Consider the following 12,737-nt stretch of genomic DNA (forward strand, 5'->3'; position numbering starts at 1 on the left):
CAACCCGTCTTTTATAAAGCCACGTAAATACCCCCACGTCAATTACTGCGAAATCGCTTCAGCAAACGAGTAAATCGCCGTAATTTGCGAAATTTAATTCAGGGGGCGCTGGATAAGCATCGCTTATGGAAATGTGACGATCGTCACCGTTCCGCCCCGGGAGAACGGGGCGGAAAAAGAGGGCGATTTTAGTGCCAGCAGAAGTGGTGGACCACCTGGCTAATCAGCTCCCGGGTCGGCTTGATAAAGCGCGTCTCCAGATACTCGTCAGGCTGATGGGCCTGATTGATGGAACCCGGGCCGAGAACCAGCGTCGGACATAGCGTCTGGATAAACGGCGCTTCGGTGCAGTAGTTCACCACGTCGGTCTGCGCGCCGAGCAGTTTCTCAACCACCTGGACCAGCTTATGGTCCGGCGGGCATTCGTAGCCGGGGATCGGCGGGTGCAGCTCTGAGACCGTCAGGCGGCCCGGCCAGCGCTCACTGACGGGCGCCAGCGCCTCGCCCAACAGACCATTAAGATCGTTGAGGGTCATCCCCGGCAGCGGGCGGATATCCATATGCAGTTCACAGCAGGCGCAGATGCGGTTTGAGGCATCGCCGCCATGGATAGCGCCCAGGTTGAGGGTTGGGTAAGGGACCGTGAACGCCTCGAAGTGGTAGCGCTCTTTTAGCAGATCGCGCAGCTGCATAATGCGGCCGATGGCGTCGTGCATCAGCTCAATCGCGTTAACTCCGCGTGCCGGATCGCTGGAGTGGCCGGACTGACCCTGAATACGGATCGCGTTGGACATATGTCCTTTGTGGGCGCGGATCGGCTGCAGGGAGGTGGGCTCGCCGATGATGGCGCAGTCCGGGCGCAGCTGGGTGGTTTCGGCAAAATAGCGCGCGCCGGCCATGCTGGTCTCTTCGTCGGCGGTGGCCAGAATATACAGCGGTTTTTTCAGCGTGGTGACGTCGACATCGCGCAGGGCGTCGAGAATAAAGGCGAAGAAGCCTTTCATGTCAGCCGTGCCGAGGCCGTAGAGCTTGTTATCGTGTTCGGTGAGGGTGAACGGATCCCGCGTCCAGCGGCCATCATCGAATGGCACGGTATCGGTATGCCCGGCGAGCAGCAGGCCGCCGGCGCCGTGTCCGGTGCTGGCCAGCAGGTTGAATTTATGGCGCGTATCCGGCACCGGCTGTATCTCAACATTGAAGCCGAGATCGCGGAACCAGCCTGCCAGCAAATTGATTAAAGACTCATTGCTTTGATCGAGAGCCTCTTCGGTCGCGCTGATGGACGGTGTGGCGATCAACGCGCGGTAAATCTCGATAAAGGGCGGTAAATTGTTTTTCATTGTTGACACACCTTGGGTCGTGATAGTATCAATATTCATGCATTTATTGTGAATAAAAATACAATATCGTTGAGCGTAAGAAAACCCATCGAATGTAAGGAGATGCGCTTCCAATGTTAAATACGCTGATTGTGGGTGCCAGTGGTTATGCCGGCGCAGAGCTGGTGACCTATATCAATCGTCATCCGCATATGAACATAACCGCTTTGACGGTCTCCGCGCAAAGCAATGATGCGGGAAAATTAATTTCCGACCTGCATCCGCAGCTCAAAGGCATTGTCGATATGCCGCTGCAGCCGATGTCCGATATCAGCGAATTCAGCGCTGGCGTGGACGTGGTGTTTCTCGCCACCGCGCACGAAGTGAGTCACGACCTGGCGCCGCAGTTCCTTGCCGCCGGCTGCGTGGTGTTCGATCTTTCCGGTGCCTTCCGCGTTAACGATGGGGCGTTCTACGAAAAATATTACGGTTTCACTCATCAACATCCCGACCTGCTCAAACAGGCGGTGTATGGTCTGGCGGAGTGGAGCGCGGATGCGCTTAAAGAAGCGCAGTTAATCGCGGTGCCTGGCTGCTATCCGACAGCGGCGCAGCTGTCGCTGAAGCCGCTGATTGAGGCCAATCTGCTGGATCTGAACCAGTGGCCGGTGATCAACGCCACCAGCGGGGTGAGCGGCGCGGGTCGTAAAGCCGCGATCGGCAATAGCTTCTGTGAAGTGAGCCTGCAGCCATACGGCATATTTAACCATCGCCATCAGCCGGAGATTGCCAGCCACCTCGGGGCAAAGGTGATTTTTACCCCGCACCTGGGTAATTTTAAGCGCGGCATCCTTGAAACCATTACCTGCCGCCTGAAGCCGGGCGTCGGCCACGCGCAGATCGCAGCGGTTTACCAGCAGGCTTACGCCGATAAACCGCTGGTACGTTTATATGATAAAGGCGTACCCGCATTGAAAAGCGTCGAGGGTCTGCCATTCTGTGATATCGGTTTTGCCGTGCAGGGCGACCATCTCATCGTCGTCGCGGCTGAAGATAACCTGCTGAAAGGCGCCGCAGCGCAGGCAGTGCAGTGCGCGAATATTCGTTTCGGCTTCGCTGAGACGCAGTCTCTTATTTAAGGTGTGATGATGAACCCATTAATTATCAAACTCGGCGGCGTATTACTCGATAGCGAAGAGGCGCTGGAGCGCCTGTTTACCGCGCTGGTTAACTACCGTGAAGCGCACCAGCGCCCGCTGATTATCGTCCATGGCGGCGGCTGCGTGGTGGATGAGCTGATGAAGCAGCTTAATCTGCCGGTGAAAAAGAAAAATGGCCTGCGGGTTACGCCTGCCGATCAGATTGACATCATTACCGGCGCGCTGGCGGGAACCGCCAACAAAACGCTGCTGGCATGGGCGAAAAAACATGGTATTTCCTCGGTAGGCCTGTTCCTCGGCGATGGCGATAGCGTGAAGGTCACGCAGCTGGATGCCGAGCTGGGCCATGTCGGGCTGGCGCAGCCGGGCTCCCCGGCGCTGATCAACACCCTGTTGGCAGGCGGTTACCTGCCAGTGGTGAGCTCTATCGGGGTGACCGATGAAGGCCAGCTGATGAACGTCAATGCTGACCAGGCGGCGACAGCGCTGGCGGCCACCCTGGGGGCGGATCTGATCCTGCTGTCTGATGTCAGCGGTATCCTCGACGGTAAAGGACAGCGCATTGCCGAGATGACCGCCGAGAAAGCGGAGCAACTGATCGAGCAGGGCATTATCACTGACGGCATGATTGTTAAAGTGAATGCGGCCCTTGACGCCGCACGTGCCCTGGGCCGTCCGGTGGATATCGCCTCCTGGCGTCACGCCGAGCAGCTGCCAGCGTTATTTAACGGCACGCCGATCGGCACACGTATTCTGGCTTAAGATTTCATGCCCGGCGGCGCGTCGTCTGCCGGGCTTACAGACTGTAGGCCGGGCGGCACAATGTCGCCGGCAGAACTAACGAATAAAGGAAGCATGTTATGGCACTTTGGGGCGGGCGTTTTACACAGGCAGCAGATCAACGGTTCAAACAGTTCAACGACTCGTTGCGCTTTGACTATCGTCTGGCGGAGCAGGATATCGTTGGCTCTGTCGCCTGGTCGAAAGCGCTGGTAACGGTCGGCGTTCTGAGTGCCGCTGAACAGCAGCAGCTGGAAGAAGCGCTGAACGTGCTGCTGGAAGAGGTGCGCGCCAATCCGCAGCAAATCCTCGCCAGCGATGCCGAAGATATTCACAGCTGGGTGGAAGGCAAGCTGATCGATAAAGTGGGCCAGTTGGGCAAGAAACTGCACACCGGGCGCAGCCGTAACGACCAGGTCGCCACCGACCTTAAACTATGGTGCAAAGATACCGTTGTCGAACTGCTGTCGGCGAACCGCCAGCTGCAGAGCGCGCTGGTGGAGACAGCCCAGCATAACCAGGACGCGGTGATGCCGGGGTACACTCACCTGCAGCGTGCCCAGCCAGTGACGTTCGCACACTGGTGTCTGGCCTATGTTGAAATGCTGGCGCGTGACGAAAGCCGCCTGCAGGACGCGCTGAAGCGCCTCGACGTTAGCCCGCTGGGCTGCGGCGCGCTGGCGGGGACGGCGTATGAAATCGACCGCGAGCAGCTGGCCGGCTGGCTGGGCTTTGCCTCTGCCACACGCAACAGCCTCGACAGCGTTTCCGATCGCGACCATGTTCTGGAGCTGCTTTCCGATGCGTCTATCGGCATGGTGCATCTGTCGCGCTTTGCTGAAGATCTGATTTTCTTTAACTCCGGCGAGGCGAACTTCGTCGAACTTTCTGATCGCGTGACCTCCGGCTCCTCGCTGATGCCGCAGAAGAAAAACCCGGACGCGCTGGAATTAATTCGTGGTAAATGCGGCCGCGTGCAGGGCGCGTTGACCGGCATGATGATGACGCTGAAAGGCCTGCCGCTGGCCTACAACAAAGACATGCAGGAAGATAAAGAGGGGCTTTTCGACGCCCTGGATACCTGGCTCGACTGCCTGCATATGGCGACCCTGGTGCTGGATGGCATCCAGGTGAAACGCCCGCGCTGTGCGGAAGCGGCGCAGCAGGGCTATGCCAACGCCACAGAACTGGCAGATTATCTGGTGGCAAAAGGCGTTCCGTTCCGTGAAGCGCACCATATTGTTGGTGAGGCGGTAGTCGAAGCCATTGCGCAAGGGAAACCGCTGGAAGCGCTGCCCCTGGTCGATTTGCAGAAATTCAGTCCGGTCATCGCAGACGATGTTTATCCGATTCTGTCTCTGCAGTCCTGCCTCGATAAACGCGCAGCGAAAGGCGGCGTTTCGCCGCAGCAGGTGGCGCAGGCTATCAGCGACGCAAAAGCGCGCCTGAGCTAATTCTCTGGCATCCGCCTCTCTGAACCCGGCCGAGCCTGATGACGCCGGGTTTTTTATGCAAAAAAAAAAGCGGACACAAGGTCCGCAAAAGTTCACGTTGGCTTTAGTTGTTCGGGTAGAGAAACAGTGTGACGGGCCAATGATTTTCACAGGTATACCGTCTCTATGGGCGTATTATTGAACAGAAAGCTTGATAGGGATAATCGTTCGTTGCTATGCTATCTATCGCCATGGACTATCGTGGCGATGGAGGATGAATAATGAATATTCGCGATCTTGAATACCTGGTAGCGCTCGCCGAACACCGCCACTTCCGGCGGGCGGCTGACTCATGCCACGTGAGCCAACCGACGCTCAGCGGACAGATCCGCAAGCTCGAGGATGAACTTGGCGTCATGCTGCTGGAGCGCACCAGCCGTAAGGTTCTGTTTACCCAGGCGGGGCTGTTGCTGGTGGATCAGGCGCGTACCGTGTTACGCGAAGTAAAAGTGCTCAAGGAGATGGCAAGCCAACAAGGGGAAACCATGTCCGGGCCGCTGCACATCGGCTTGATCCCGACAATTGGCCCGTATCTGCTGCCGCAGATCATTCCGATGCTGCACCAAACCTTTCCGAAGCTGGAAATGTACCTGCACGAAGCGCAGACCCATCAGCTGCTGGCCCAGCTCGACAGCGGTAAGCTCGACTGCGCCATTCTGGCGCTGGTCAAAGAGAGCGAGGCCTTTATCGAGGTGCCGCTGTTTGATGAGCCGATGATGCTGGCTATCTATGAGGATCACCCGTGGGCGAACCGCGACCGCGTGCCGATGTCGGATCTGGCTGGTGAAAAGCTGCTGATGCTGGAGGATGGCCACTGTCTGCGCGATCAGGCGATGGGCTTTTGCTTTGAAGCGGGAGCGGATGAGGATACCCACTTCCGGGCGACCAGTCTGGAAACGCTACGCAATATGGTGGCGGCGGGCAGCGGCATTACCTTGCTGCCTGCGCTGGCAGTACCGCAGGAAAGAAAACGCGATGGTGTGGTCTATCTGCCGTGCATTAAGCCAGAGCCAAGACGAACCATCGGCCTGGTTTACCGTCCCGGCTCCCCGCTGCGCAGCCGCTATGAACATCTGGCGGAGGCCATCCGCGGTACGATGGATGGCCATTTCGACAAGGCGTTAAAACAGGCGGTTTAAGCCGTTCAGCGCGGCAACCCGATACGCTTCCGCCATGGTCGGGTAGTTAAAGGTGGTGTTGACGAAGTACTCAATGGTGTTACCACCACCTTTCTGCTCCATGATCGCCTGGCCGATATGAATGATTTCGGCTGCGCGTTCGCCAAAGCAGTGAATGCCGAGGATCTCCTTGGTCTCCCGATGGAACAGGATCTTCAGGGTTCCCACGCTCATGCCAACGATTTGCGCCCGTGCCAGGTGTTTAAACTGGGCGCGACCCACCTCATACGGCACTTTCATTGCCGTCAGCTGCTGCTCGGTTTTCCCGACGGAGCTGATTTCCGGAATGGTGTAGATCCCGGTTGGGATATCTTCAATCAGATGCGCTGAGGCTTCGCCTTTCACCAGCGCCTGGGCGGCAATGCGCCCTTGATCGTAAGCGGCAGAAGCCAGGCTTGGATAGCCGATGACATCGCCAACCGCATAAATGTGCGGGAGGGCGGTCTGGTACATGCTGTTGACCTTCAGCTGGCCGCGGCTGTCAGTCTGCAGACCGATGTTTTCCAGCGCCAGGGTGTCGGTATTGCCGGTGCGGCCATTGGCGTACAGCAGGCAATCGGCCTTCAGTTTTTTACCGGACTTCAGGTGCATGATCACGCCGTCATCCACCCCCTCAATTTTCTCATACTCCTCATTGTGGCGAATGACCACGCCGCTGTTCCAGAAGTGATAAGAGAGCGAGTCTGACATCTCCTGATCGAGGAAGGCCAGCAGACGATCGCGGGTGTTGATCAGATCGACCTTCACCTCCATGCCGCGGAAGATCGAGGCGTATTCACAACCGATCACCCCGGCGCCGTAAATGATCACGTGGCGCGGCTCATGCTGCAGGCTGAGAATCGAATCGCTGTCATAGATGCGTGGGTGGTGGAAATCGACATCGGCCGGATGGTAGGGACGTGACCCGCAGGCGATAACGAATTTCTCCGCAGTCACCGTCTCGACCGTGCCGTCATGGCATTCCAGCGCCAGAGTATGTTCATCAACGAAGTGCGCGTTGCCCTGCAGAATTTCACAGTGGTTGCGCTCATAGAATCCCTGGCGCATATGAGTCTGCTGGTTGATGACGCTGTCGGCATGGTTGAGGATGTCGGCGAAAGAAGAGCGAAGAAGGCGGGAGTGGTCGCTGTAGAGGGGGTTTTGGTTAAACTCGATAATACGGCTGACGGCATGGCGGAGGGCTTTCGACGGGATGGTGCCCCAGTGGGTGCAACCGCCGCCGACATTATGGTAGCGCTCAATGACGGCAACGCGTACTCCCTGTTTCACCAGTCCCATGGCGGCGCCTTCGCCGCCAGGACCGGAACCAATCACTATTGCATCATAATCCCAAGAGTGTGACATGGCATTACTCACCTGTTTTATACATAAAATAAACACGATGATAACATTCGCTGCGCTTTAACCCAATTATCGTTGTGCTTTTTTGCGGCATAAAAGCAGAAACGGCTCGTAAACAATCATTCACAATCCAGTGCAAACCGATTAGTTTTAATCTCTGGTATAGTGCCAGCAGGGCTATTGGAAGGATTCATACATCGTGATGGGCGTAAGAGCACAACAAAAAGAAAAAACCCGCCGTTCGCTGGTGGAAGCAGCATTCAGCCAACTTAGCGCTGAGCGGAGTTTCGCCAGCCTGAGCTTGCGCGAAGTGGCGCGGGAAGCTGGGATCGCGCCGACGTCCTTTTATCGTCATTTTCGCGATGTCGATGAGTTAGGTCTGACGATGGTCGATGAGAGCGGACTGATGCTGCGCCAGCTGATGCGTCAGGCGCGCCAGAGAATTGCTAAAGGCGGCAGCGTGATCCGTACCTCGGTCTCCACCTTTATGGAGTTTATCGGTAACAACCCGAACGCCTTCCGCTTGCTGTTGCGAGAGCGCTCGGGAACCTCTGCGGCGTTTCGCGCCGCCGTCGCGCGCGAGATCCAGCACTTTATCGCGGAACTCGCCGACTATTTAGAACTCGAAAACCATATGCCGCGCGCCTTCACCGAAGCGCAGGCTGAAGCTATGGTCACCATCGTCTTTAGCGCTGGCGCGGAAGCGCTGGATGTCGGCCCTGAACAGCGCCGGCAGCTGGAAGAACGGTTGGTGCTGCAGCTCAGAATGATCTCGAAAGGCGCGTATTACTGGTATCGCCGTGAACAAGAAAAAATGTCACATCATTCCGAATAACGTGAAGGACGAGCAATGAAACACTCAGTTCAAGATAAAGGTACGCTGCTGCTGGCGCTGATTGCCGGGTTATCCATTAATGGCGCCTTTGCGGCGCTGTTCAGTTCGATAGTTCCGTTTTCCGTCTTCCCGATTTTATCCCTGCTGCTGACGGTCTACTGTCTGCATCAGCGCTATCAGAATCGCAGTATGCCCGTTGGGCTTCCGGGCCTGGCCGCCGCCTTTTTTATTCTCGGGGTGCTGTTGTACAGCACCGTCGTGCGTGCGGAGTACCCGGATATCGGCTCTAACTTCTTCCCGGCCGTTCTGTCCGTCGCGATGGTCTTCTGGATCGGCTACAAGATGCGTAACCGCAAAAATACGGCAGCCGAGTAAGCCGCCAGTGGTGTAAAAAAACCGGCAATATGACATTGCCGGTTTTTTTGGGCCTATTTCCGGGTCAGCAGAACGCCGCATTCCATATGATGGGTGTACGGGAACTGGTCGAACAGCGCCAGCCGGGTGACGTTGTGCGTCTGGCTTAACGTCTCCAGATTGCGGCACAGCGTTTCCGGGTTGCATGAAATGTACAGAATGCGCGGATAGGCCTGCACCATTTTTTCCGTTTCGCTGTCCAGTCCGCTGCGCGGCGGATCGACGAAAATGGTCTCGCACTGATAGCTCTGCAGATCGATACCCTGCAGCCGGTTGAACTCCCGCACGCCATTCATCGCCTGAGTAAACTCTTCCGCCGCCATGCGGATAATCTGCACGTTGTCGATATGGTTAGCGGCGATGTTGTACTGCGCCGCAGCCACTGAAGGTTTGGCGATTTCGGTGGCCAGCACGCGATCAAAATTACGCGCCAGCGCCAGCGAGAAGTTACCGTTGCCGCAGTACAATTCCAGCAGGTCGCCGGTCGCCCCTTTGGTGACATCCAGCGCCCACTCCAGCATCTGAATGTTCATGGCCGCGTTCGGCTGGGTAAAGCTGTTTTCCACCTGACGGTAGATCATCTCTCGCCCGCCAACCGGCAGACGTTCATCTATATAGTCCTGATCGAGCTCGATTTTGGTTTTGGTCGCCCGTCCAATCAGATGCACATTGAGTCCCTGGGCTCGCAGGGCGTCACGCAGCGCCTCCGCTTGCTCACGCCAGGCATCATCCAGCTTTTTATGATACAGCAGCGAAACGACCGCCTGGTTGCTGAGGGTGGTCAGATAGTCAATCTGGAACAGCTTATGGCGCAGCACGGGATTGTTGCGCACGCCCTCCAGCATGGCGGTCATCAACTGATTGATAAGCGCGCTGGCGGCCGGAAAGCTGTCAACGCGAATCCGCGACCGGGTCTGCTGATCGAAAATAATATGGTACAGATCGTCGCCATCGTGCCACAGACGGAACTCGGCGCGCATCCGGTAGTGGCTGACCGGCGAACGAAACACTTCCGGAACCGGCGCGGCAAAAGGCGCCATCATGGTTTGCAAACGGACGACTTTTTCTGCCAGCTGCGCTTCGTATTGTTCGGTAGGAAGGTGTTCGGGGGTCATGATGCATCCTGAATAAAATAAGTACGCGGGGATTGTAGGGAAAGCGCCGGGGATGTCCAGCCTCGAATGTGGCGGGAAATATAATTAGCAGTCTGGACATCTATATGATTCTAATTGTAGCATTCGCCTACCGGTCCTGTGAGTTAAAAGGGAACCCAGTGGAAATCTGGGGCTGACGCGCAGCGGTAAGGAAGGTGAGAAATGAGCGCACTCGGTGCAGACACTGCGGCTAGCCGTGGGAAGTCATTATTTCTTGAAACAGCCTCCAAGCCCGAAGACCTGCCGGAATACGTCGCACTGGGTTTTATCGTCGCGAGCAACTGATAAAACCAGCGGCATCCTTTTTCTGTTTCGGATGCTTTTACAATGATTAAAAAAGCTTCGCTGATGACGACTTTATCCGTCACGGCATTTTCCGGCTGGGCGCAGGATAGCAATTCAGATACGTTAGTGGTGACAGCAAACCGTTTTCAACAGCCGGTCAATACCGTGCTGGCGCCGACCGACATTGTGACGCGCGATGATATCGACCGCTGGCAGTCCAAAGATTTAAACGATGTCATGCGTCGTCTTCCTGGGGTCGATATTGCCCGCAACGGCGGCATGGGGCAGAGCGCTTCGCTGTATGTTCGGGGGACGGAGGCTCGTCACGTGCTGGTGCTGATCGACGGTGTGCCGATGGCGCGTCCGGGGATCTCCAATGGCGTAGATATCAGTCAGATCCCTATCTCGCTGGTCCAGCGGGTGGAATACATCCGTGGCCCGCGCTCCGCAGTCTACGGTTCCGGAGCGATCGGTGGGGTGGTGAACATTATCACCATGACCGACGCTGAGCGTTCGCAAATTAACGCCGGCGCGGGGACGAACGGCTACCAGTCCTATGACGGCGCCTTTAACAAGCGGTTTGGCGATACGCTGGTTACCGCTGCCGGCGCCTATCAGACCACCAAAGGATTTAACGTTCAGCCAAACTCCTCTTATAGTGGCGACAGCGATCGCGACGGCTACCGCAATAAAATGCTGTGGGGCGGGGTACAGCATCAGTTCGATGACAACTTCTCAGGTTTCTTCCGCGGCTATGGTTATTCCGCCAACGCTGACTATGACCAGGGCAACTGGGGCTACGCAGGCGGAAACGATGAAGATCAGTCTTATACTCAGTCCTGGGATACCGGTCTGCACTACCACTCCGGGATTTACTCCTCTCAGTTGATTGCTAACTATCAGCGCATCAAAGATTACAACTACAGCAGCGACGCTGGCCGCTATGCCGCGGGCACCACCCTGGATGATATGGAACAGCGCTATATCCAGTGGGGAAATAATGTTGTGGTAGGCCATGGGGCAGTGAGCGGCGGCGTTGACTGGAAACAAGAGAAGCTGAAATCCAGCGGAACGACCAGTACCGACGTGTATAAGCGTGACACCACCGGTCTTTATCTGACTGGGCAGCAGCAGATTGATAGCGTGACGCTGGAAGCTTCCGGCCGCGAGGATCATGACGAGCAGTTTGGCTGGCACGGAACCTGGCAGACGGCGGCAGGCTGGGAATTTATCGACGGTTATCGGACAACGCTCTCGTACGGTACAGGATTCCTCGCCCCCTCCCTTGGGCAGCAGTATGGCGCAGAGCGTTTTGGCATCGCCTCTAACCCGAACCTGAAACCCGAGGAGTCGAAGCAATGGGAAGCGGGCCTCGAAGGGTTAACGGGGCCGCTCGACTGGCGCCTCTCCGCGTATCGCTATGAGATTCAGAACCTCATCGATTACGACAACAACGCCTATTACAACGTCAAGTCTGCGACGATCAAGGGGCTGGAGTGGACGGGGAATGTCACCACCGGGCCGGTGGAGCATCATCTAACGCTGCAGTATGTTGACCCTCGCGATGACGAAACCAACAAGATCCTCTATCGCCGGGCGAAGCAGCAGGTGAAATACGAGCTGAACGGTCAGGTCTACGATCTGGGGTGGGATGTGACGTATCACTACATCGGCAAGCGTTACGATTATGACTACGACAACTCACGTACCGTCAATATGGGTGGGTTGAGCCTCTGGGATGTCGGTTTATCGTATCCCGTCACCTCACACCTGACAGTTCGTGGTAAAATAGCCAATCTGTTCGATAAAGATTACGAGACAGTTTATGGCTACCAATCTGCAGGACGGGAATACACCTTGTCTGGCAGCTACACCTTCTGATCCACGTCCCACCGTGCTGGTGTTTGATTCCGGCGTCGGTGGGTTGTCGGTTTATAATGAGATTCGGCAGCTGCTGCCGAATCTGCATTACATCTATGCTTTTGATAACGTCGCTTTCCCGTACGGTGAGAAGAGCGAGGAGTTTATCGTTGAGCGCGTTGTGGAAATCGTGACTGCCGTTCAGCAACGCTATCCACTGGCGCTGGCGGTCATCGCCTGTAATACCGCCAGTACCGTCTCACTGCCTGCCCTGCGTGAAAAGTTCGCTTTCCCCGTCGTTGGCGTGGTGCCGGCGATCAAGCCCGCCGCCCGCTTAACGGCGAACGGTATTGTTGGCCTGCTGGCGACGCGCGGTACCGTTAAGCGTCCTTATACCCGTGAGCTGATTGACCGCTTTGCCAATGAATGTCGGATTGAGATGCTGGGGTCGGCGGAGCTGGTGGAGCTGGCGGAAGCGAAGCTGCATGGCGAGCCTGTGCCGTTAGAAGAGCTGCGCCGTATCCTGCGCCCGTGGCTGCGGATGCAGGAGCCGCCGGATACGGTGGTGCTGGGCTGCACCCACTTTCCTCTTTTACAGGAGGAGCTGCAGCGCGTTCTGCCGGAGGGCACGCGGCTTATCGATTCTGGCGCGGCGATTGCCCGCCGCACCGCCTGGCTGTTAGAGCATGAAGCGCCGGACGCGAAGTCCAGTGACGAGAATAAAGCATTCTGCATGGCGCTGACGGCAGAAACAGAACAACTTTTACCCGTTCTGCATCGCTATGGTTTCCCAACGCTGGAAAAATTACCGCTTTAAGGACGTTTTGCACAAAAAAGAGACGGTTGAATAATTTTTTGAAAACAGGGCTTGTCAACGTCTCAGAACTCCCTATAATGCGCCTCCACTGACACGGAACA

Annotated in this window: 11 protein-coding genes and 1 riboswitch; of the genes, 8 read left to right on the top strand and 3 right to left on the bottom strand. The window is 56.6% G+C overall.

The window, feature by feature from the left end:
- Window positions 1–188: 188 nt before the first annotated feature.
- Window positions 189–1,340 (bottom strand): acetylornithine deacetylase, encoded by a 1,152-nt coding sequence (gene argE / locus HMPREF3142_RS16245; RefSeq protein ID WP_012969211.1) that lies wholly within the window; start codon window positions 1,338–1,340, stop codon window positions 189–191.
- Window positions 1,341–1,453: 113 nt separating this feature from the next.
- Here argE and argC point away from each other — a divergent pair, with 113 nt between their 5' ends.
- The 4 genes from argC (at window position 1,454) to oxyR (ending at window position 5,891) form a co-directional block, all read left to right on the top strand.
- On the top strand, window positions 1,454–2,458 hold the full coding sequence (gene argC / locus HMPREF3142_RS16250) for an N-acetyl-gamma-glutamyl-phosphate reductase (RefSeq protein ID WP_048268369.1): 1,005 nt from the start codon (window positions 1,454–1,456) through the stop codon (window positions 2,456–2,458).
- 6 nt (window positions 2,459–2,464) lie between these two features.
- Window positions 2,465–3,241 carry an acetylglutamate kinase gene (gene argB / locus HMPREF3142_RS16255; RefSeq protein WP_086070891.1) on the top strand — a complete coding sequence of 259 codons (777 nt, stop codon included), beginning with the start codon at window positions 2,465–2,467 and terminating at the stop codon, window positions 3,239–3,241.
- Window positions 3,242–3,339: 98 nt separating this feature from the next.
- A complete protein-coding gene (argH, locus tag HMPREF3142_RS16260) occupies window positions 3,340–4,713 on the top strand; it encodes an argininosuccinate lyase (protein WP_012543258.1) in 1,374 nt (457 codons plus the stop codon).
- Window positions 4,714–4,973: 260 nt separating this feature from the next.
- A complete protein-coding gene (gene oxyR / locus HMPREF3142_RS16265; protein ID WP_008807853.1) occupies window positions 4,974–5,891 on the top strand; it encodes a DNA-binding transcriptional regulator OxyR in 918 nt (305 codons plus the stop codon).
- Here the strand turns inward: oxyR and sthA are convergent.
- Window positions 5,874–7,274, bottom strand: a complete 1,401-nt coding sequence (gene sthA / locus HMPREF3142_RS16270) for a Si-specific NAD(P)(+) transhydrogenase (protein ID WP_008807852.1) — start codon at window positions 7,272–7,274, stop codon at window positions 5,874–5,876. The genes oxyR and sthA overlap by 18 nt on opposite strands.
- A gap of 196 nt (window positions 7,275–7,470) precedes the next feature.
- On the opposite strand from sthA, the gene fabR reads away from it, so the two are divergent.
- Both fabR and HMPREF3142_RS16280 read left to right on the top strand, forming a co-directional pair.
- Window positions 7,471–8,106 carry an HTH-type transcriptional repressor FabR gene (gene fabR / locus HMPREF3142_RS16275; RefSeq protein WP_004151856.1) on the top strand — a complete coding sequence of 212 codons (636 nt, stop codon included), beginning with the start codon at window positions 7,471–7,473 and terminating at the stop codon, window positions 8,104–8,106.
- Between the two features lie 15 nt (window positions 8,107–8,121).
- Window positions 8,122–8,481, top strand: coding sequence for a YijD family membrane protein (locus HMPREF3142_RS16280; RefSeq protein WP_004203691.1), 360 nt, complete (start codon window positions 8,122–8,124; stop codon window positions 8,479–8,481).
- A 53-nt stretch (window positions 8,482–8,534) separates the two neighbouring features.
- Here HMPREF3142_RS16280 and trmA read toward each other — a convergent pair whose 3' ends face one another.
- Complete coding sequence (gene trmA, locus HMPREF3142_RS16285; protein WP_004203692.1) at window positions 8,535–9,635, bottom strand: tRNA (uridine(54)-C5)-methyltransferase TrmA; 1,101 nt, start codon at window positions 9,633–9,635, stop codon at window positions 8,535–8,537.
- A gap of 114 nt (window positions 9,636–9,749) precedes the next feature.
- Window positions 9,750–9,937, top strand: a riboswitch (cobalamin riboswitch).
- 64 nt (window positions 9,938–10,001) lie between these two features.
- Between trmA and btuB the strand changes: the two genes are divergently transcribed.
- Together btuB and murI are read left to right on the top strand one after the other, a co-directional pair.
- The gene (gene btuB / locus HMPREF3142_RS16290; RefSeq protein WP_070612228.1) at window positions 10,002–11,840 is read left to right on the top strand and encodes a TonB-dependent vitamin B12 receptor BtuB; all 1,839 of its coding nucleotides are present in this window, start codon (window positions 10,002–10,004) and stop codon (window positions 11,838–11,840) included.
- Complete coding sequence (gene murI / locus HMPREF3142_RS16295) at window positions 11,785–12,636, top strand: glutamate racemase (RefSeq protein WP_008807849.1); 852 nt, start codon at window positions 11,785–11,787, stop codon at window positions 12,634–12,636. Before btuB ends, murI begins: the two co-directional genes overlap by 56 nt.
- The last annotated feature ends 101 nt before the right edge of the window (window positions 12,637–12,737 follow it).

Origin of the sequence: Klebsiella sp. HMSC16C06 (genome assembly GCF_001808325.1) — a bacterium.
Classification (GTDB): Bacteria; Pseudomonadota; Gammaproteobacteria; order Enterobacterales; family Enterobacteriaceae; genus Klebsiella; species Klebsiella variicola.